16 protein-coding genes and 1 tRNA gene are annotated in these 21,407 nt (G+C 58.8%); 2 read left to right on the forward strand and 15 right to left on the reverse strand.

Annotated features, from left to right (window positions below; all coding sequences use genetic code 11):
* Window positions 1-159: 159 nt before the first annotated feature.
* The 5 genes from fusA to rpoB all read right to left on the reverse strand — a co-directional run bounded on the left by fusA (window position 160) and on the right by rpoB (window position 11,284).
* Window positions 160-2,274: an elongation factor G gene (gene fusA, locus ACR9WD_RS11545; RefSeq protein ID WP_038992202.1), complete on the reverse strand. Its 2,115-nt coding sequence runs from the start codon at window positions 2,272-2,274 to the stop codon at window positions 160-162.
* A 69-nt stretch (window positions 2,275-2,343) separates the two neighbouring features.
* Window positions 2,344-2,814: a 30S ribosomal protein S7 gene (gene rpsG / locus ACR9WD_RS11550; RefSeq protein WP_038992204.1), complete on the reverse strand. Its 471-nt coding sequence runs from the start codon at window positions 2,812-2,814 to the stop codon at window positions 2,344-2,346.
* Window positions 2,814-3,188 (reverse strand): 30S ribosomal protein S12, encoded by a 375-nt coding sequence (rpsL, locus tag ACR9WD_RS11555; protein WP_013349694.1) that lies wholly within the window; start codon window positions 3,186-3,188, stop codon window positions 2,814-2,816. Before rpsL ends, rpsG begins: the two co-directional genes overlap by 1 nt.
* Window positions 3,189-3,789: 601 nt before the next feature.
* Entirely contained in the window at window positions 3,790-7,680 is a 3,891-nt protein-coding gene (locus ACR9WD_RS11560; protein ID WP_038992206.1) for a DNA-directed RNA polymerase subunit beta', read from the reverse strand.
* Window positions 7,681-7,777: 97 nt separating this feature from the next.
* Entirely contained in the window at window positions 7,778-11,284 is a 3,507-nt protein-coding gene (gene rpoB, locus ACR9WD_RS11565) for a DNA-directed RNA polymerase subunit beta (RefSeq protein ID WP_073705896.1), read from the reverse strand.
* 613 nt (window positions 11,285-11,897) lie between these two features.
* On the opposite strand from rpoB, the gene ACR9WD_RS11570 reads away from it, so the two are divergent.
* Entirely contained in the window at window positions 11,898-12,395 is a 498-nt protein-coding gene (locus tag ACR9WD_RS11570; protein ID WP_073705895.1) for an aminoacyl-tRNA deacylase, read from the forward strand.
* Here ACR9WD_RS11570 and ACR9WD_RS11575 read toward each other — a convergent pair.
* The 8 genes from ACR9WD_RS11575 to ACR9WD_RS11610 form a co-directional block, all read right to left on the reverse strand.
* Window positions 12,349-13,518 (reverse strand): acyltransferase family protein, encoded by a 1,170-nt coding sequence (locus ACR9WD_RS11575; protein WP_434922117.1) that lies wholly within the window; start codon window positions 13,516-13,518, stop codon window positions 12,349-12,351. The two genes, ACR9WD_RS11570 and ACR9WD_RS11575, sit on opposite strands and share 47 nt — an antisense overlap.
* Before the next feature lie 147 nt (window positions 13,519-13,665).
* The gene (gene rplL, locus ACR9WD_RS11580) at window positions 13,666-14,040 is read right to left on the reverse strand and encodes a 50S ribosomal protein L7/L12 (protein ID WP_038992210.1); all 375 of its coding nucleotides are present in this window, start codon (window positions 14,038-14,040) and stop codon (window positions 13,666-13,668) included.
* Window positions 14,041-14,113: 73 nt separating this feature from the next.
* Complete coding sequence (gene rplJ, locus ACR9WD_RS11585; protein ID WP_038992211.1) at window positions 14,114-14,635, reverse strand: 50S ribosomal protein L10; 522 nt, start codon at window positions 14,633-14,635, stop codon at window positions 14,114-14,116.
* 554 nt (window positions 14,636-15,189) lie between these two features.
* The gene (rplA, locus tag ACR9WD_RS11590) at window positions 15,190-15,891 is read right to left on the reverse strand and encodes a 50S ribosomal protein L1 (RefSeq protein ID WP_038992212.1); all 702 of its coding nucleotides are present in this window, start codon (window positions 15,889-15,891) and stop codon (window positions 15,190-15,192) included.
* A gap of 135 nt (window positions 15,892-16,026) precedes the next feature.
* Complete coding sequence (gene rplK, locus ACR9WD_RS11595) at window positions 16,027-16,458, reverse strand: 50S ribosomal protein L11 (RefSeq protein ID WP_038992213.1); 432 nt, start codon at window positions 16,456-16,458, stop codon at window positions 16,027-16,029.
* 129 nt (window positions 16,459-16,587) lie between these two features.
* A complete protein-coding gene (gene nusG / locus ACR9WD_RS11600; protein ID WP_210416639.1) occupies window positions 16,588-17,406 on the reverse strand; it encodes a transcription termination/antitermination protein NusG in 819 nt (272 codons plus the stop codon).
* 71 nt (window positions 17,407-17,477) lie between these two features.
* Window positions 17,478-17,726 carry a preprotein translocase subunit SecE gene (secE, locus tag ACR9WD_RS11605; RefSeq protein ID WP_038992215.1) on the reverse strand — a complete coding sequence of 83 codons (249 nt, stop codon included), beginning with the start codon at window positions 17,724-17,726 and terminating at the stop codon, window positions 17,478-17,480.
* Window positions 17,727-17,840: 114 nt separating this feature from the next.
* A tRNA-Trp gene (locus ACR9WD_RS11610) sits at window positions 17,841-17,913 on the reverse strand.
* A 268-nt stretch (window positions 17,914-18,181) separates the two neighbouring features.
* Here ACR9WD_RS11610 and ACR9WD_RS11615 point away from each other — a divergent pair.
* Window positions 18,182-19,381, forward strand: coding sequence for a pyridoxal phosphate-dependent aminotransferase (locus tag ACR9WD_RS11615; protein ID WP_434922118.1), 1,200 nt, complete (start codon window positions 18,182-18,184; stop codon window positions 19,379-19,381).
* A 79-nt stretch (window positions 19,382-19,460) separates the two neighbouring features.
* Here the strand turns inward: ACR9WD_RS11615 and ACR9WD_RS11620 are convergent, their stop codons facing one another.
* Together ACR9WD_RS11620 and ACR9WD_RS11625 are read right to left on the reverse strand one after the other, a co-directional pair.
* A complete protein-coding gene (locus tag ACR9WD_RS11620) occupies window positions 19,461-20,129 on the reverse strand; it encodes a LuxR C-terminal-related transcriptional regulator (RefSeq protein WP_038992217.1) in 669 nt (222 codons plus the stop codon).
* A 4-nt stretch (window positions 20,130-20,133) separates the two neighbouring features.
* Entirely contained in the window at window positions 20,134-21,363 is a 1,230-nt protein-coding gene (locus ACR9WD_RS11625) for an ATP-binding protein (RefSeq protein WP_210416640.1), read from the reverse strand.
* Window positions 21,364-21,407: the final 44 nt, after the last annotated feature.

The following is a 21,407-nucleotide window of genomic DNA, read 5'->3' on the forward strand; positions in this document are numbered from 1 at the left end:
TGGATAATTTAGGAAATTCCGGTCCTCTGCGGGACCTGCATTGTGATGCAAATCCCTCGTTGGCCGTTTGCGGCGCCGGCTCCGTTTCCCAACGGAACCGGCCCGCGATCGGCCACTTCCCCGCAATGGGGGTCACGGCCAGGTTTTATTCCGAGACGATTACTCGCCGCGGGACTTCTGGATGATCTCGTCGGCTACTGCCTTCGGAACCTCAGAGTAGCTGTCGAAGGTCATCGAGTAAACTGCGCGACCCTGGGTCTTGGAACGCAGGTCACCAATGTAACCGAACATCTCGGACAGCGGCACACCAGCGCGGATGACCTTGACGCCAGCAGCGTCGGACATCTCCTGGATGGAACCACGGCGGGAGTTCAAGTCACCGATAACGTCGCCCATGTACTCTTCTGGGGTACGGACTTCAACGCTCATCAGTGGTTCAAGCAGAACAGGGTTAGCGCGGCGTGCGCCTTCCTTGAATACCTGGGAACCAGCGATCTTGAAGGCCATTTCCGAGGAGTCGACATCGTGGTAAGCACCATCGATGAGGGTAGCCTTGACGCCAACCAGTGGGTAGCCTGCGAGGATACCGTACTGCATTGCGTCCTGGATACCTGCGTCGACCGAAGGAATGTACTCGCGAGGAACGCGACCACCGGTAACAGCGTTCTTGAACTCGTAGGTTACGCCGTCGACAACTTCCAGAGGCTCGAACGAGACCTGGACCTTTGCGAACTGGCCCGAACCACCGGTCTGCTTCTTGTGGGTGAAGTCGACCTTCTCCACAGCCTTCTTGATGGTTTCGCGGTATGCAACCTGCGGCTTGCCAACGTTGGCCTCAACGCGGAATTCGCGCTTCATGCGGTCAACGAGGATGTCCAGGTGAAGCTCGCCCATGCCGCCGATTTCGGTCTGGCCGGTGTCTTCGTTCAGGGACACGGTGAAGGTTGGGTCTTCTGCGGACAGCTTCTGGATAGCGGTCGACAGCTTTTCCTGGTCACCCTTGGTCTTTGGTTCGATGGCCACGAAGATCACTGGATCCGGGAAGGTCATCGATTCGAGGACGATTGGGTTCTGCGGATCGCACAGGGTGTCACCGGTGGTGGTGTCCTTCAGGCCGATCACAGCGTAGATGTGACCTGCGTGGATCTCATCTACCGGCTGCTCCTTGTTGGAGTGCATCTGGAAGAGCTTGCCAACGCGCTCCTTCTTCTGCTTGGTGGAGTTCAGCAGCTGCGCGCCGGACTCTACCTTGCCGGAGTAAACGCGGATGAAGTTCAACTGGCCGAAGAATGGGTGAGCGGCAATCTTGAATGCCAGTGCCGAGAATGGTGCATCCTCGGAAGGCTCGCGAGTGAGCTCGATTTCTTCGTTCTTAGGATCGTGACCGACCATTGCGCCCACGTCGAGCGGGCTTGGCAGGAAGTCGACAACAGCGTCGAGCATTGGCTGCACGCCGCGGTTCTTGAACGCCGAACCACAGAATACCGGGTAAGCTTCCGAGTTCACGGTCAGCTTGCGGATGCCAGCCTTCAGTTCCTCGAGGGAGATCTCTTCGCCTTCGAGGTACTTCTCCATGAGCTCTTCGGATGCCTCAGCGACATCTTCAACCAGCTTGGCGCGGTACTCTTCAGCCTTTTCCTGCAGGTCTGCAGGGATTTCGCGGGTCTCGTAAGCGGCGCCCAGCGAAACGTCGCCCTTGGCGTCGCCTTCCCAAACGAAAGCCTTCATGGTCAGCAGGTCGACAACACCGATGAAGTCCGACTCGGAACCGATTGGCAGCTGCATGACCAGCGGCTTGGCACCCAGGCGGTTGATGATGGTGTCTACGGTGAAGTAGAAGTCAGCACCCAGCTTGTCCATCTTGTTGACGAAGCAGATACGCGGAACGTTGTACTTGTCAGCCTGGCGCCAAACGGTCTCGGACTGAGGCTCAACGCCTTCCTTGCCATCGAAGACGGCAACGGCGCCATCGAGCACGCGCAGCGAGCGCTCCACCTCAACGGTGAAGTCAACGTGGCCCGGGGTATCGATGATGTTGATCTGGTTCTTGTTCCAGAAGCAGGTCACGGCCGCGGAGGTAATGGTGATACCGCGTTCCTTTTCCTGCTCCATCCAGTCGGTGGTCGAAGCACCGTCGTGGGTTTCACCGAGCTTGTGGTTCACACCCGTGTAGAAAAGGATGCGCTCAGTGGTAGTGGTCTTACCGGCGTCAATGTGAGCCATGATGCCGATATTGCGGACCTTGTTAAGGTCAGTAAGCACGTCCTGTGCCACGTTGTCTCCCTATAAGGTGAGGCCGGAATCGCTGGGCATCGGTTGATGCCCAGCTTTTCCGAGCGGTTCTTACCAGCGGTAGTGGGCGAAGGCCTTGTTGGACTCAGCCATCTTGTGAGTGTCTTCGCGACGCTTCACAGCGGCACCCAGACCGTTCGATGCGTCCAGGATCTCGTTCATCAAACGTTCGATCATGGTCTTCTCGCGGCGAGCCTTCGAGTAGCCAACCAGCCAGCGCAGAGCCAGTGCGGTTGCACGGCCTGGCTTGACCTCAACAGGAACCTGGTAGGTAGCGCCACCGACACGGCGGGAACGAACCTCGAGGGCTGGACGGATGTTGTCCATGGCCTTTTTGAGGGTCGAAACAGCATCGGTGCCGGACTTTGCCGCGGCACCTTCGAGTGCACCATAAACAATGCGCTCTGCAGTGGACTTCTTGCCGTCTACGAGAACCTTGTTGATCAGCTGGGTGACCAATGGGGAATCGAAGACTGGATCAGAAACTAGTGGGCGCTTTGGCGCCGGACCCTTACGAGGCATTACTTACCATCCTTCTTTGCACCGTAGCGGGAACGAGCCTGCTTACGATCCTTCACACCCTGGGTATCCAGAGCACCACGAACAATCTTGTAGCGGACACCTGGAAGGTCCTTCACACGACCACCGCGAACGAGCACGATGGAGTGTTCCTGCAGGTTGTGTCCGACACCTGGAATGTAAGCGGTAACTTCGACGCCACCGGCAAGGCGCACACGTGCGACCTTACGCAGAGCCGAGTTTGGCTTCTTCGGGGTGGTGGTGTACACACGGGTGCACACGCCACGGCGCATTGGGTTGCCCTTAAGGGCAGGGGCCTTGGTCTTGACGACCTTAGGCGAGCGGCCCTTGCGGACCAGCTGCTGAATAGTAGGCACTTTCGTGTCCTTCCATTGTCTAAGTTCTTCGGCAACACGACGAAAACGCCTAAGCCTAGAAAAGTTTTAGCGCTTCGCAATGTAGCTAGCTGCTTGCTTTACCGCGCACTCAGAATCAAAAGTCCCTAGGCGTGCGAAAGTGTGGCATTCGTTGCGCAACCTACCCGCAACCCGGACGGAGTCCATTTTGCCACACATAAAACAATTGATCTCAGTCTAGCATTAATCCACCGAGCCACCATGTACAGTAAGCTAACTCACCGCGAAGGCCCCGCTCGCCCTTACGCCATCGAGCCGGTTTGGGTAGTGACCACGCTATCTGCCGTAGCTGAACGCCACTGGGCCGCCAGGTGAAAACTACCTGAACCCGGCGCTGGCCACTGCTTGTTGACCACCTGCTACCGGCCGCCGATTTTATCGTCACGGTAAACCGGTAGTCAAATCATCCAGAAGATTCATCACCTGATTATCTGCGCTGCCAGCAGCCCACCACTTCTCCCCCAGTAGACGGCTGCAGTCCCGGTTAAACGCCCAATGCCTGCCCGCACAGTGTGCGGGCAGGCATTGGTTCAGGCTACCTTACGGCGTCCCGGCTTCCGGCTTAGCGGAAGTCCGAGCCGTGGTCGTAGTCGTCCATCGAGATGGCACGGAATTCAGGCGACAGCCCGCCTTCCAGTGCATCGTCGTACAGGCCGGAGGAGAAGGCCGAGGTGCCGGTGAACAAAGTTGCCTTTGCTTCATCGGTTGGCTCGACGTTGACCTGGGTGTAGCGGTCCAGACCGGTACCGGCCGGGATGAGCTTACCGATGATCACGTTCTCCTTCAGGCCGCGCAGCGGATCTTCCTTGCCTTCCATCGCGGCCTGGGTCAGGACGCGAGTGGTTTCCTGGAAGGAAGCAGCCGACAGCCACGAATCGGTGGCCAGCGAGGCCTTGGTAATGCCCATCATCTCGTCACGGCCGGCGGCAGGACGCTTGCCTTCCGAGACAGCCTTGCGGTTCGCAGCGGTGAAGCGCGAACGATCGGCCAGCTCGGCTGGAAGCAGGTCGGTGTCGCCGGACTCGATGACGGTGACGCGGCGCAGCATCTGGCGGACGATGACTTCCACGTGCTTATCGTGGATGCCTACACCCTGCGACTGGTACACATCCTGGACCTCGCGGACCAGGAACTTCTGTGCCTCACGCGGGCCGAGGACTCGAAGAACCTGCTTCGGATCCAGGGTACCGCTGGTCAGCTGGGTACCGGCAGCAATGCTTTCGCCCTCTTCAACCAGCAGGCGGGCTCGACGCAGAACCGGGTAGGCCTGCTTCTCGTCGCCGTTGTCCGGGGTGACTACAACACGCAACTGCTTCTCGTCGTCTTCGATCGACACGCGACCGGCGACCTCGGACATCGGAGCCACACCCTTAGGGGTACGGGCTTCGAACAATTCCTGGATACGAGGCAGACCCTGGGTGATGTCGTCAGCCGATGCCACACCACCGGTGTGGAAGGTACGCATGGTCAGCTGGGTACCAGGCTCGCCGATGGACTGCGCGGCGATGATGCCTACAGCCTCGCCGATGTCCACGGTCTTGCCGCTGGCCAGCGAACGGCCGTAGCACAGGGCGCACGTTCCAACAGCCGAGTCGCAGGTCAGCACGGAGCGGACGCGGATCTCGTCCACGCCTGCAGCGTACAGCTCGTCGATCAGCACGTCTCCGACATCCGAGCCGGCGGTAGCCAGCACGTTGCCTTCGGCGTCCTTCACGTCGGCAGCCAGCGTACGGGTGTACGCCGAGTTCTCCACGGTCTCGTGCTTGACACGGATGCCGGCGGAGTTGTCCGCGATGGCAACGGTCAGGCCGCGCTTGGTGCCGCAGTCCTCTTCGCGAACGATGACATCCTGCGAAACGTCGACCAGGCGACGGGTCAGGTAGCCCGAGTTCGCGGTCTTCAGCGCGGTATCCGCCAGGCCCTTGCGGGCGCCGTGGGTAGCGATGAAGTACTCCAGAACCGACAAGCCTTCGCGGTACGAGGACTTGATCGGGCGCGGGATGATCTCGCCCTTGGGGTTGGACACCAGACCACGGATACCCGCGATCTGACGCAGCTGCAGGTAGTTACCGCGAGCCTTGGAAGTCACCATTCGGTTAATGGTGTTCAGCTCTTCCATGCCGTTCTTCATCGCCTCGGCAACCTCGTCGGTAGCCTTGGTCCAGATGTCGATCAGGTCCTGGCGGCGTTCGGTATCGGCAATCAGGCCCTTGTCGTAGGAAGCCTGGACCTTGGCGGCCTTCTCCTCGTATGGAGCAAGAATTGCGGTCTTGTCCATGTTCGAGGTGATGTCCGAGATCGCCACGGTGACACCCGAACGGGTCGACCAGTAGAAACCGGCGTCCTTCAGGTTGTCCAGGGTGGCAGCTGCAACGATCTTCGGGTAGCGCTCTGCCAAATCGTTCACGATCTCCGAAAGCGCATCCTTGCCGGCCACGGTGGCAACCCATGGGTAGTCCGCAGGCAGGGTGTCGTTGAACAGCACCTGGCCGAGCGAGGTCTCCAGCAGTGCCGGGGTACCTGGCTCCCAACCCTCAGGGGCTGGCTGGTCTGCGGAAGGAACGAAGTTCTCCACGCGGACCTTGATCGGTGCGTTCAGGTGCAGCTCGCCCAGATCCTTGGCCATGATGGCCTCGGAAACGGTGGCGAATACTCGGCCGGCGCCCTTTTCGTTTGGACGCTTGGTGGTCAAGTGGTGCAAGCCGATGATCATATCCTGCGAAGGCTGTGCCACTGGGCGGCCATCGGAAGGCTTCAAGATGTTGTGCGAGGACAGCATCAAGATGCGTGCTTCAGCCTGGGCTTCTGGGCTCAGCGGCAGGTGCACTGCCATCTGGTCGCCGTCGAAGTCGGCGTTGAACGCGCCGCAGACCAATGGGTGCAGCTGCAGGGCCTTGCCTTCGATCAGCTGTGGTTCGAAGGCCTGGATGCCCAAGCGGTGCAGGGTCGGTGCACGGTTCAGCAGTACCGGGTGCTCGGTGATGATCTCTTCAAGGACATCCCACACCTGCGGACGGTAGCGCTCAACCATGCGCTTGGCCGACTTGATGTTCTGTGCGTGGTTGAGGTCAACCAGGCGCTTCATCACGAACGGCTTGAACAGCTCCAGCGCCATCTGCTTCGGCAGGCCGCACTGGTGCAGCTTCAGCTGCGGGCCGACCACGATGACCGAACGGCCCGAGTAGTCGACGCGCTTGCCCAGCAGGTTCTGGCGGAAGCGGCCCTGCTTGCCCTTGAGCATGTCGCTCAGGGACTTCAGCGGACGGTTGCCTGGACCGGTGACCGGACGGCCGCGGCGGCCGTTGTCGAACAGCGAGTCAACAGCTTCCTGCATCATGCGCTTTTCGTTGTTCACGATGATCTCAGGCGCGCCGAGATCAAGCAGGCGCTTGAGGCGGTTGTTGCGGTTGATCACGCGGCGGTACAGGTCGTTCAGGTCCGAGGTGGCGAAACGGCCACCGTCGAGCTGGACCATTGGGCGCAGTTCTGGCGGGATCACCGGAACAGCGTCGAGGACCATGCCCTTGGGCGAGTTGCCGTTGGCCAGGAACGCGTTGACGACCTTCAGTCGCTTGAGGGCGCGGGCCTTCTTCTGGCCCTTGCCGTTCTCGATCACGGTCTTCAGCTCTTCAGCTTCGGCCGCCAGGTCGAAGTTCTCCAGGCGCTTCTGGATGGCTTCTGCACCCATGGAGCCCTCGAAGAACAGTCCGTACTTCTCACGCATGGTGCGGTACAGGCCTTCGTCGCCTTCCAGGTCGGCGACCTTCAGGTTCTTGAAGCGCTCCCAAACCGCACGCAGGCGCTCGGCCTCGGCCTTGGCGCGCTTGTCGATCTGCAGAACAGTCTTCTCGGCCAGGGTGCGTGCCTTGTTCAGCTCGGCGTTCTTGGCGCCTTCTGCTTCCATGCGCTCCAGCTCGGCTTCCAGGTCGGCTGCAACAGCCTTCTTGTCGGCTTCCGCGTTGTTCGCAAGGTTGCGCAGCTCCAGGTCGTGCTGGGCCTGCAGGTTCGGCATCTCGGCGTGACGACGTTCCTCGTTCACGCTGGTGATCATGTAGGCAGCGAAGTAGATGACCTTTTCGAGGTCCTTCGGAGCCAGATCAAGCAGGTAGCCCAAGCGCGATGGAACGCCCTTGAAGTACCAGATGTGGGTCACTGGGGCTGCAAGCTCGATGTGGCCCATGCGCTCACGGCGAACGTTCGCGCGGGTCACCTCGACGCCGCAACGCTCGCAGATGATGCCCTTGAAGCGCACGCGCTTGTACTTGCCGCAGTAGCATTCCCAGTCGCGGGAAGGGCCGAAGATCTTTTCGCAGAAAAGACCGTCCTTCTCCGGCTTCAGGGTGCGGTAGTTGATGGTTTCCGGCTTCTTGACCTCGCCGTAGCTCCAGCCACGGATTTCATCCGCGGTGGCAAGGTTGATTCGCATGAGGCCGAATGAGGAATCGCTGGACATATGGTCCTTTTCTCTCTTCTGTGGTGTCTGAAGTCGATACGAATGAGGTTGGAAATGTGCCGCCGCTGCCTGCAGGTCCTGCAGGCAGGGCGCCAGATTACACTTCCTCTACGGAGTTCGGCTCCGACCGTGAAAGGTCGATGCCCAGCTCTTCAGCGGCGCGGAACGATTCCTCGTCCGACTCACGCATTTCGATAGTGTTGCCGTCGGTACCGAGTACCTCGACGTTCAAGCACAGCGACTGCATTTCCTTGATGAGCACCTTGAACGATTCTGGAACACCAGGCTCTGGAACGTTCTCGCCCTTGACGATAGCTTCGTAGACCTTCACGCGGCCGTGGATGTCATCCGACTTGATGGTCAGGATTTCCTGCAGCGTGTAAGCGGCACCGTATGCTTCCAGTGCCCAAACTTCCATTTCACCGAAGCGCTGGCCACCGAACTGGGCCTTACCGCCCAGCGGCTGCTGGGTGATCATGGAGTATGGACCGGTGGAACGGGCGTGGATCTTGTCGTCCACCAGGTGGTGCAGCTTCAAGATGTACATGTAGCCCACGGATACCGGATCCGGCAGCGGGTCGCCGGAGCGGCCGTCGAACAGCTTCGCCTTGCCGGAGTTGCCAATCAGGCGCACGCCGTCACGGGTCTTGTTGGTCGAATCCAGGATGCCGCGGATCTCTTCTTCCGAAGCGCCATCGAAGACCGGGGTTGCCACGGTGGTGGAACCGGTTTCGCGAGGCAGGTTCGGCAGCGCGCTGACCCATTCAGGCTCGCCCTCGATCTTCCAGCCCTGCTTGGCAGCCCAGCCCAGGTGGATTTCCATGACCTGGCCGACGTTCATGCGGCCTGGAACACCCAGCGGGTTCAGGATGACATCCAGCGGGGTGCCGTCTTCGAGGAATGGCATGTCCTCCAGCGGCATGATGCGCGAGATGACGCCCTTGTTGCCGTGGCGGCCTGCAAGCTTGTCGCCAATGGAGATCTTGCGCTTCTGCGCAACGTAAACGCGGACCAGCTGGTTGACACCAGGCGACAGGTCGTCGTCGTTGTCGCGGTCGAAGATGCGCACGCCGATCACGGTGCCGGACTCGCCGTGCGGAACCTTCAGCGAGGTGTCGCGCACTTCGCGGGACTTCTCGCCGAAGATGGCACGCAGCAGGCGTTCTTCCGGGGTCAGCTCGGTCTCGCCCTTAGGGGTGACACGGCCAACCAGCACGTCGCCGGCCTCGACCTCTGCACCGATGTAGACGATGCCGCGGTCATCGAGCTGCGAGAGGATGTCTTCCGAGACATTCGGGATGTCGCGGGTGATTTCCTCGGCACCCAGCTTGGTATCGCGGGCGTCGACCTCGTGCTCTTCGATGTGGATCGAGGTGAGCACGTCGTCGAAGATCATGCGCTGGGAGAGGATGATCGCATCCTCGTAGTTGTAGCCTTCCCAGGACATGAATGCCACGAGCAGGTTCTTGCCCAGCGAGAGCTCGCCCGAGTCGGTCGACGGACCGTCGGCGATGATCGACTGGTATTCCAGGCGGTCGCCTTCCGAAACGCGCACGCGCTGGTTGTAGGCGTTGCCCTGGTTGGAGCGGGCGAACTTCATGATCGGGTACATCGACTCGGTGCCGTCATCGTTCATGACGACAACCAGGTCAGCAGAAACCTCGGTGACCACGCCAGGCTTGGATGCGACCACGGAGTCGCCGGCGTCAACTGCGGCGAACTTCTCCATGCCGGTACCCACCAGCGGGCGCTCGGACTTCAGCAGCGGCACAGCCTGGCGCTGCATGTTGGCGCCCATCAGTGCTCGGTTGGCGTCGTCGTGCTCGAGGAATGGAATCAGCGCAGTTGCAACCGACACCATCTGGCGAGGCGAAACGTCCATGAAGGTCACTTCAGCGGCGTCGACGATGACAGGCTCGCCGCCACCGCCCTTTTCGCGAACCAGTACGGTCTCTTCAACGAAGCGGCCGTTCTCATCCAGCGGCGCGTTGGCCTGCGCGATGTAGTGCTGCAGCTCGTCGTCCGCGGTCAGGTATTCGACCTCATTGGACACCAGGCCGTTGGAAACCTTGCGGTACGGGGTCTCGATGAAGCCGAAGGCGTTGATGCGGCCGTAGGTAGCCAACGAACCGATCAGGCCGATGTTCGGGCCTTCGGGGGTTTCAATCGGGCACATGCGTCCGTAGTGCGAAGGGTGCACGTCTCGGACTTCCATGCCTGCGCGGTCGCGGGACAGGCCGCCCGGGCCCAGAGCCGACAGGCGGCGCTTGTGGGTCAGGCCGGCCAGCGGGTTGTTCTGGTCCATGAACTGCGAGAGCTGCGAAGTACCGAAGAACTCCTTGATCGCAGCCACCACAGGGCGGATGTTGATCAGGGTCTGCGGTGTGATCGCCTCGACGTCCTGCGTGGTCATGCGCTCGCGCACAACACGCTCCATGCGGGACAGGCCGGTGCGGACCTGGTTCTCGATCAGTTCGCCCACGGCGCGGATGCGGCGGTTGCCGAAGTGGTCGATGTCGTCGACGTTCACAGGAATATCGACGATCTCGCCCTTGCGGGTACCCTGGACAGTCTTCTCGCCTGCGTGCAGTGCAACGAGGTAGCGGATCATGGCCACCAGGTCGTCCAGCGACAGCACCGAAGCGTTCTCGGCGTTGACCGGAGTCTCCACGCCCAGCTTGCGGTTGAGCTTGTAGCGGCCGACCTTTGCCAGGTCGTAGCGCTTTGGCTCGAAGTACATGTTCTTCAGCAGTGCCTGGGCAGCCTCAACCGTAGGAGGCTCGCCTGGACGCAGCTTGCGGTAGATGTCCAGCAGGGCTTCGTTCTGATCCTTGATGCTGTCCTTTTCCAAGGTAGCGCGCATCGAATCGTACTGGCCGAACTCGGACAGGATCTGCTCTTCGCTCCAGCCCAGGGCCTTGAGCAAGACAGTGACCGACTGCTTGCGCTTGCGGTCAAGGCGTACGCCGATCTGGTCGCGCTTGTCGATTTCCAGCTCGAACCATGCACCGCGCGATGGGATGATGCGTGCCGAGAAGATCGTCTTGTCACTGGTCTTGTCCGGCGCGGACTCGAAGTATGCGCCTGGGGAACGAACCAGCTGGGAAACAACGACACGCTCGGTGCCGTTGATGATGAAGGTGCCCTTTTCGGTCATCAGCGGGAAATCGCCCATGAACACGGTCTGCTGCTTGATTTCGCCGGTTTCATTGTTCATGAATTCGGCCTTGACATACAGCGGTGCCGCGTAGGTGGCGTCGCGGTCCTTGCACTCAGCGATCGAGTACTTTGGATCAGCGAACTCCGGATCCGAGAAGCTCAAGGACATGGTGTCCTGGAAGTCCTCGATCGGGGAGATTTCCTCGAAGATTTCTGCCAGGCCCGAGGTGTTGGGCACGCTGAAGTCGCCAGCGGCTTCTGCCTTGGCCAGGCGCTCTACCCAGTTCTGGTTGCCGACGAGGCGGTCAAAGCTCTCCGTCTGCAATGCCAGCAGGTTAGGCACTTCAAGGGGTTCGTGAATCTTTGCAAAAGAAAGTCGGCCAGCGTATGCAGCATCGCGAGCCGAACTAGCGGTTTGGTTGTTAGGGTTGCTCGAGGCGACCAAGATGGATCCTTCCAAAGACCGTCAGGTTTCCGAACGCTTACCGTGCTAAGGTTCCTGCCATAGGACAGTTCCTCTTTTTCGTCCGCACGAACCCACCGCTATATGAAGGCCGCGCGCGCAAACAGCAAGGCGCAAATTTCTACTCTACCGGAGGAAAATCCGGTTGTCGATACTCGGTGCAGAAATTCGTGCTATAGTTTTCGCCCCCATTTTCGCCTGCTCCCCCAATTCGGTGCCTCGGCGCAGTTCAGGCACGAAACCTGGCGTCATCGTTTCACGATAACCCTACGCATTTTCCCAACTGATGCCCGAGTTTGCGTGGATCCCCCAGAAAAGCAAAGGCTTGGGATTCATTGATGGCGTGATTCATATTCCGGTCATCCAGCACAGCTATGCGTTTTGTCACATCCACGTCCAATGAGTTCCGAAAGCGATCAAAATCATCGATTCCAGCCTCCCGGCGAGCGTTACTGAAAACTTTCCCGGGTCATCCCAGGACATTGGACTGCTGTTTTCCCGAGCAGGTAATAAGCGTCCACGCCGTCGTGTGTCCGGTGGCTTCTTCCATGGCCACTAGCTATGATCGAGCAAACATCCACGGATAGGAGACGAAGTGAATAAGCTGCAATCAGATGAGGCACTTACCCGAGTCACCCTCGACGCCTCGCGCAGGAACATCCCGATTGAGATTGTCCCTCGCGACAAGGTCCGTTCTCTGGAAGAGGCAGCGGACGCCATGGGCATCTCGACCTCGGCACTGCTCAAGACACTGGTGATCAAACGCGCGGATGGCACCTTCGTCTTCGCGCTCATTCCCGGTGGACGGAAACTTGATTGGGCGAAGCTTCGTGGCGTCATGGGAGTCAACAAGCTCTCGCTGCCATCCTCCGATATCGCTTGGGATGTCACGCACTACGAGAGCGGAACGATCACTCCTTTCGGCTCCCACACGGTACTGCCGGTTTACGTCGATGCCAGCGTCTTCGAAGAGCCTGTTCCAGAACAGATCGGATTGGGCAGCGGAGACCGCGCTCATGGGCTACTCGTTCGCGCCAAGGATTTGGTTAGCGGATTTGATGCCACGATTGCTGATATTTCGACTCCGGAATAGCCAGCCCAGGCTTGGCAAATATTTTCTTGGTCCAGGCCTGCGCTGCAGTCAATCCCCTGATCGTTGCGTTGCGCAGCGGCAGCCCCAATGGCTGCTCGACGAAGCGTGCCACCAAGTAGGCGATGACCAGCATCAGCACCAGCACACCGGCTAGCAGGACGTACTTGTTCACGGCACCGTGCAGCTGGTCGATCAGCCACCATCCCCACAACTGGTGCACCAGGTACAACGGGTAGGTCAGGGAACCTGCCACTGCGAGCCACTTGCCCTGGACGTTCTTGAGCGGGGTCAGGGTACACGCTGCCAGCAGGGCCACGCACAATACGGTCAGCAGCTGGAAATGCCAGGCAGGGATATCCAGGCCTGAGAGCAAGTCCGCGTCATTGCGCCCCTTGATGCCGGTAAAGAATGCTGCGATGGCCGTATTGGCAGCGACCATGAACCACCGCCGAACGCTATGGCCGCTTTGATAGATCAAGAAGAGCACCATACCGGCCGCGAACAATGCCGCATACTGTCCTGCGATCCATTCCTGAAGCTTGTCCAAGCTGGTGAAATGCAGGTACAGGCCCAATGCTGGCCAAACAGCCGAAAGCACAAGGATGTGCTTGTTCTTCACGAAGCCCAAGGACAAGAGCACGGCGAGCAGCACGTAGAAACGCAACTCGACCCATAGTGTCCAGTAAACGCCGTCCATATCGGTGATGCCGAATCCAGCCTGCATCATGGTCAGATTGGGAAGAATATCGCTGGCTGACCTGCCTTCGTTACCGGAGGGCCAGATGCGAAGCGAGAGTACTGCCGCGGCGATCACCGCGAGCCAGTACGCCGGGTAGAGCCTTCCGACACGCGATCCAATGAAGCCAATGACGTTCTTCCCCTGGAGGGACATCAGGATCACGAAGCCCGATATCAGGAAGAACAGCTGGACGCCCAGCTGTCCATAGCGGGTGAATTCGGAAAGCACCGGCCAGAACTCGGCAGCTTGCGTTCCCCAATGATCGTGTCCCCATGCGGTGTAGTGGTAGAGCACGACAATCAGCGCAGCAGTGATTCTCAGGGCGTCTAGGAGCCCTAGGCGCGGTGCTGGCTTCTGGGTCTGGGTAGCGACGGTTTTTGGCACATTTTCACTGTAAACAATGAACTTGAATGAACCCTGTTAATAGAAACGTTATAAAACTATTGGTATCAATTTCCCAGCTTAACGGCCAAAGGCCCACAGACTTTCGTCTGTGGACCTTTGGCAATAAGTTGCGAGTGACCGCTGAACTTACTTAACGGTGACGGTTGCGCCGGCAGCTTCCAGAGCTTCCTTAGCCTTCTCGGCTGCGTCCTTGGCAACGCCTTCCAGCAGAGCCTTTGGAGCGCCGTCAACGAGCTCCTTAGCTTCCTTCAGACCCAGGGAGGTGATGCCGCGAACTTCCTTGATGACTGCGATCTTCTTGTCGCCAGCCGATTCGAGGATTACGTCGAATTCGGTCTTCTCTTCAGCAGCAGCTTCGCCGCCGGCAGCTGGACCAGCAACTGCAACAGCAGCAGCGGTTACGTCGAAGGTCTCTTCGAATTCCTTAACGAACTCGGACAGTTCGATGATGGTCATTTCCTTGAATGCGGAAAGCAGCTCTTCGTTGCTGAGCTTCGCCATGATGGGCGTCCTTTCGGTTTTTGGCCTTGAGGGCCGATGAATTTGGGTTTACGTTGCGAGAGAACTCGAAAGCTTAGGCTTCTGCCGGAGCTTCCTCGGCAGCTTCGCCACCGTTCTCTTCGAGCTTTGCACGCAGAGCTTCGACAGCGCGGGCAGCAGCGGAAGCTGGAGCCTGCAGCACTGCTGCAACGCGGGCGAGCTGAGTTTCGCGGGATTCCAGCGCAGCCAGAGCAGCGATGCCGCTCTGATCCAGTGCCTTGCCTTCGAACCAACCGGTCTTGATGACCAGCTTGTCGTTAGTCTTGGCGAATTCCGTGAGGCTCTTAGCGGCAGCAACTGCGTCGCCCTTGATGAAGGCGATTGCGGTTGGACCAGAAAGCTGCTCATCGAAAGCATCGATGCCAGCGTTCTTCGCTGCGATTGCGGTCAAGGTGTTCTTCACGACTGCGTACTTGGTCTCCTGACCAAGCGAGCGGCGCAGATCCTTGAGCTGTGCAACGGTAAGCCCACGGTATTCGGTCAAGACAGCCGCCGACGAATCGTTGAATTCCGCAGTGATTTCTTCAATCGCTGCAGTCTTGCTTGGGGTTGCCATAACACTCCTTCCGGGGATTTGTTCGGTACCGTTTCAAAACCGGCGAGGCCATAAAAATAGCCCCGCGCAGGAGCACAGGGCGTTTCAACTTATTCAAAGTCAAAAAATCTATGTAACCTGCGTTGGTCATCCTTGCGGATCCTTAGGAACAAATGGAAACCAGATGTTCAACCGACGGTCTTCGGTAGTTCCAGTTTATAGGAGCAGTCGACGCGACAGCAAATCAATGCCGGAAGCATCCCCATGATCCTGGTCACTGGGAAGATAAAAATTAGAATGGCGGGACTCGTTTGCCCGCGCTTGGGGAACGCTGGCAACAAGTCCCGCCGACATGAAAGTCTTGGGGAAACTTTCGTGCCTCGCCCTCGTAGGGCCTTGGGGGATCCATACGCGGACGACCGAATACTCGGTAGTCAAAGCTTATCACCGGCGGCCGCCCGGCATGAAACGCAGACATGCTTTCGTGTGCCGGCAGCGAAGGAATTTATTGGCTTTAAAGTTGAGGGAGCATGCCGAATTTCGACATGCTCCCTCAAACTAGCTAGCTACTAGGCTTAGGCCTCAACGCGGGTTACGTTCGCGTCAACAGGAATACCTGGACCGAAGGTGGTAGCGATGGTTGCCTTAGAGATGTAGCGGCCCTTCGAAGCCGAAGGCTTCAGGCGCAGAACCTCGTCCAGGGCTGCTGCGTAGTTCTCGGTCAGCTGCTTTGCATCGAACGAAACCTTGCCAATGATGAAGTGCAGGTTCGAGTGCTTGTCGACGCGGAAGTCGATCTTGCCGCCCTTGATGTCGGTGACAGCCTTGGCCACGTCCATGGTCACGGTGCCGGTCTTAGGGTTTGGCATCAGGTTACGAGGACCCAGAACCTTACCCAAGCGGCCAACCTTGCCCATGAGGTCAGGGGTTGCAACTGCTGCGTCGAAGTCGGTCCAGCCACCCTGGATCTTTTCGATCAGGTCGTCCGAGCCAACAAAGTCGGCGCCAGCTTCACGAGCTGCTTCTGCCTTGTCGCCGTTAGCGAAAACAACCACGCGGGCGGTCTTGCCGGTGCCGTGTGGAAGGTTCACGGTACCGCGAACCATCTGGTCAGCCTTGCGTGGGTCAACACCCAAGCGGAAAGCAACCTCAACGGTCGAGTTTGCCTTGTCGCCTGCGATCTCCTTGGCCAGGGCGATTGCCTCGGCTGGAGCGTAGAACTTGTCCGCGTCGATCTTAGCCGCGGCGGCTACGTATGCTTTGCTGCGCTTTGCCATCTGCGTTATCTCCTTATGCAGTCGTGGTCATATGGACCGCGCCCGGTCCTGCCACGGGCGAATCGATCAACGGATCGAAACGCCTTAGATTAAATTCTTTGTTGCTGTTCACGAGGTGAATAGCGGAAGGCGCAATTAGCCTTCTACGGTCACACCCATGGAGCGGGCGGTGCCGGCGATGATCTTGGCTGCAGCAGCCAGATCGTTGGCGTTCAGGTCAGCCATCTTGGAGCTGGCGATTTCCTCGACCTGCGCCTGGGTCAGGTTGGCGACCTTGTTGGTGTGCGGGACACCCGAGCCCTTGGCGATGCCAGCGGCCTTCTTGATCAGCTCAGCTGCAGGCGGAGTCTTGGTGATGAAAGTGAACGAACGGTCTTCGTATACGGTGATTTCAACTGGAATCACGTTACCGCGCTGCGACTCGGTCGCTGCGTTGTAAGCCTTGCAGAATTCCATGATGTTGACGCCGTGCTGACCAAGGGCTGGACCGATTGGAGGAGCTGGGTTAGCAGCACCTGCCTGGATCTGCAGCTTGATGAGTCCGGTGACCTTTTTCTTTGGGGCCATGTCGGGTCCTTCTACTCTTGCGTTTCCCGCAGCACAGGAGCGTGGTACGGGGATCTGGCTGTCGTGGCGCGACAGCCAACCGTGCTCTCACATCGATAAGCGACCGATATGGAGCACGAAGACTTAATACTACTGGATCTTGGTGACCTGGTTGAAGTTCAGGGTCACTGGGGTTTCGCGTTCGAAGATCGAAACCAGCACGACCAGCTGAGCGGCATCCAGCTTGATTTCCGAGATGGTTGCCGGCATCGTCTCGAACGGTCCGTCGTTCACGATGACCGATTCGCCAACTTCGAAATCAACCGTGACCTCAGTAATTGGAGCACGGCCTGGCTTCGAAGCCGACGGCTGCTCTACCGGATCAACGATGGTGTGCTCCAGCATGGAGAACACTTCATCAAGGTTCAATGGGTTTGGATCGTGGGCGTTGCCAACGAATCCGGTGACACCTGGAGTGTGGCGAACAACACCCCACGAAGCGTCGGTCAGTTCCATGCGAACCAGGACGTAGCCCGGAATGCGCACGCGACGAACGATCTTGCGCTGGGTGTTCTTGACCTCAACGACCTCTTCCATTGGAACCTGGATGTCAAAGATGTACTCATCCATGTCCTGGGTCTGGATACGGGTCTCGAGGTTGACCTTCACGCGGTTTTCATAGCCAGCATAGGTGTGGATCACAAACCAGTCACCCGGAAGGCGACGGAGCTTAGCGCGGAATTCTTCCTTGAGCTTTGCTACGTTGTCTTCAGCTTCGGCTTCGTTGTCGTCGCCTTCAGCTTCTTCAGCTGAGCCTTCGGAAACCTGAGCGTCTTCAGCGTCCTGTGCTGGTGCTTCGGTTGGGTCGATGCCAGCTTCAACAGCTGGCTCTACCTGATCGCCGGCGGCTTCAACGAACTCGTTATCGACCTCGTCATTAATCTGCGGTTCGAGTTCCTTGTCGGACACTGCAGCTCCTGCTTTCTTTGACTGAATGACACTAAATTGCCTCGGGGTAATCATACCGCCGAGGCAAAAAATTACTGTTCTACCTTGTTGGTGAACAGGAGGATCGACCCCTGCCCGAAGACGAAGTCCAGGGCCGTCACGATCAGCATCACCACGACTACGAAACCGACAACAACCAGGAAGTAATTCACCAGTTCGCTGCGGGTCGGGGTGACGACCTTTTTAAGTTCTGCGATTACCTGACGGAAAAACAAGAAGATCCGGGCAAAGAAACCCAACTTCTGTCCACCCTTACCGGAGCTGAGAGCAGATTCGGTCATGTTCTTCCTCGTTTCAAAAATTTGGCCAGTTGAAACAATCACGGTGTGCCATAGTCTATTCGACTGCAACACACCGTGATGAGATAATTCGCTAAGCGATAAATCGCTATTGCGCAGGGCAGACAGGACTCGAACCTGCAACCTGCGGTTTTGGAGACCGCTGCGCTACCAATTGCGCCACTACCCTTCGGAGCTTTTTACCGCTCCCACCTAGAACATCTTAGCGGATAAAACTTCCTGCTTTGTCCGTTGCGATGTCTCGGCAACGAGAAATAACTTTACGCAACGAAATCGGAAATGTCGAACTGACAACCTCCGGTGTGGCGCAGAACGCATTCCCGGACCCCGATCTGCACCTTATTGTGTCATTTTCAAGATTGTGATGCTGAAGTGCAGGGTCGCAAACTAAACTGAGGTGTAACAGCTGTCCCCATAGATTTCAGGACGAATCCCCAATGTCTCGCATTTCTCGCCGCATCGGCGCAATTTCCGAATCCGCGACTCTCGCAGTAGATGCCAAGGCGAAGGCTCTTAAAGCAGCAGGTCGACCAGTCATCGGTTTCGGTGCCGGTGAACCTGACTTCCCAACCCCTGACTACATTGTTGAAGCAGCAGTCAAGGCCGCCAAGGATCCGAAGAACCACCGGTACTCCCCTGCTGCCGGTCTTCCCGAGCTGCGCGAAGCAATCGCCACGAAGACCATGCGCGATTCGGGCTACGCATTGAACGCCAACCAGGTTCTGGTCACCAACGGCGGCAAGCAGGCGGTGTACAACACGTTTGCCACGCTGCTTGATCCAGGCGACGAGGTCATCGTTCCAGCGCCCTTCTGGACCACCTATCCTGAAGCCATCCAGCTTTCCGGAGGCAAGGCTGTATCGATCTTCGCCGGTCCAGAGCAGGGCTACAAGGTGACCGTTGAACAGCTTGAGTCCGTGCTGACCGAACGTACCAAGGTGCTGCTGTTCGTTTCCCCATCGAACCCGACCGGTGCGGTGTACACCCCAGAGCAGGTCCGCGAGATCGGCCAGTGGGCCGCATCCAAGGGCCTGTGGGTCGTTACCGATGAAATCTACGAGCACTTGACCTACGGCGATGCCTCTTTCAGCTCCATCGCGACCTTGGTCCCGGAGCTCGAAGATCGAGTTGTCATTCTCAACGGCGTCGCAAAGACCTACGCCATGACCGGCTGGCGCGTGGGTTGGATGGCAGGTCCACTGGATGTCATCAAGGCGGCCACCAACCTGCAGTCCCACGCGACCTCGAATGTTTCCAACGTCTCGCAGCGCGCCGCCTTGGCAGCCGTGGCCGGGCCGCTGGATGCAGTCAACGAAATGAAGGTCGCCTTTAACCGCCGCCGGCTGGCCATCGTCGAGTCGCTGAACGCAATTGACGGTCTGCACTGCCCAACCCCCGAGGGCGCGTTCTACGCCTATTCGGACGTGCGCGGACTGCTGGGTCGAGAGATCCGCGGAGTTGTGAACAACACCAGTGCAGAACTGGCGGCCTTCATCCTGGAGCACGCCGAAGTTGCCGTCGTTCCAGGTGAAGCGTTCGGCCCGTCCGGATACATCCGCATGTCCTATGCGCTCGGTGATGCAGACCTTGAAGAAGGCGTCGCGCGGATGGCCAAGCTGCTGGGCGAAGCCAAGTAAGCGAGAGTCACCACGCAAGAAGCCGGGGAATCCACCACGATCATGGATTTCCCGGCTTCATTGTTTTCCCCAGTGCTGCTCAGAATATCTTGCGGTCAACAGCCCAACGGGTGAGCTCATGCCGGTTTGATAGCTGGAGTTTGCGCAGCACATTTGAGACATGGGATTCTACGGTCTTCACCGAGATGAACAGCTCCTTGGCGACTTCCTTATAGCTGTATCCGCGGGCGATCAGCCGCATGACCTGCAATTCGCGGTCGGACAGCAGATCGAGTTCTTCATCAATTTCCGCCACCGGCGCGCTGCTGCCAAAGGCGTCCAAGACGAACCCGGCCAAGCGTGGCGAGAACACGGCGTCTCCCCCGGCCACGCGCCGCACCGCATCAGAAATCTCCGCCCCGGAAATGCTCTTGGTGACGTACCCGCGGGCACCGGAACGAATAACCGTCACGACGTCCTGCGCCGCGTCGGAAACGCTCAATGCCAGAAAGCGCGTTGATCCCAGCAACCCGGTGCAGCCCTTGAGCACTTCGGCCCCGCCGCCGCCACGGCCGCCGGGCAGATGCACGTCCAATAGCACCACATCCGGCTGCTGCGCACTGATCACCTCAATGGCGTCTTCCACGGTGCCGGCTTCGCCGACAATCTCGATATCCTGGGCCAAATCGGCACGTAATCCGGAGCGGAAGATGGCATGGTCATCCACCAGCACTACTCGGTACAGCCCGGAGGCGTTTTCTGCGCTCATATTCCTATTCTTCCTCCATGTCCAATGGCATGCTCAGCTGCACTTCAGTTCCGGATGCGCCGCTGCGGATCTGCGCCGTGCCGCCTGCGCGTTCCATGCGGCCAATAATTGATTCCCTGATGCCGTGACGATCCGCCGGTATTCCTTCGATGTCAAAACCGGTGCCGCGGTCGCGCACATACACTTCTACTTGCGCGGCCGAGCATTCGATGAAAACTGAAATCTTGCCGTCAGCATGCTTGGCCGCGTTCATCATGGCCTCGCGGCTAGCGGCCACCAGTGCCTGCTGTCCGGCAAAGCCCTGCGCATTGCCTACCGAAACGACTTCAACATCGCGCAAGAGCAACTGTTCAATGTGGCTTGCCTCGTGCTGGATCTCAACGATGACATCTTCGTCATCAAGGTCGTGGTTGCCATACAGCCATTGGCGCAGTTCACGTTCCTGGACACGTGCCAGGGTCCTCACCGCAGCCGGGTCTTCACTGCGTTTTTGAATCACCGCCAAGGTTTGCAAAACCGAATCATGCAGGTGAGCGGCGAACTCGGCTCGTTGGGCCGCAGCCTGTCGCGAGCTTCGTTCAGCGATGAAATCCCGCCATAGCCGGGTGCCCCAAGGAAGCAAGACAACGGTCGCGCCGACAATAATCGCCAAAGCCGCCCATAGGCCGCCGAGCAGGTCCGCGGCACCGACAATGTTTCCCAGCAAGGCCAGCAGCCCGCCGATAACCAGGACCAGCCCAAAGCCCAAGCGCAGCAGCAACGGCAGGGCCAGACGTTTCCTGCCCTTGGTGATCCCCTCATCGAATTGGATCCAGGCCAGCACAATGCCAGCAATAATGGACAAGGAAGGCCAGATCAGATCCCAGCGGATATTCCAGCCGGTCCATTGCCCGAAGGCCAGGACGGCGAGCGCCAGCAAACCCGCACCGATTAGCGTGTCACGCCAGGTGGAGTTCCTTTCCCACCCTTCGCGTGGCCGGAAAATGCCTTGCTGCACTCGGTTCATCTCTTCAGCAAGGCTGCGAGACCTGGTGCCCCAGGAGCGGAGCTCGTCCGCGTGCGCTTCTTCTGCGCTCGGGACGAATACCCAGAGCCAGGCATAGAGCAGTATGCCGACGCCGCCTAAAACGGACAGTCCCAGAAACCCCAGCCGGACGTACTTCAGCGGCAGATTCAGATGCTCCGCGAGGCCGCCGCAGACACCAGCAACGAGCCGGTTTTCGCTGCGAACCATCAAACGTCGTTCAGGACTTTCCATGGTTCTAAGTCAAGCACGTT

The organism is Glutamicibacter sp. PAEs-4 (assembly GCF_051161755.1).
GTDB classification, from domain to species: domain Bacteria; phylum Actinomycetota; class Actinomycetes; order Actinomycetales; family Micrococcaceae; genus Glutamicibacter; species Glutamicibacter nicotianae.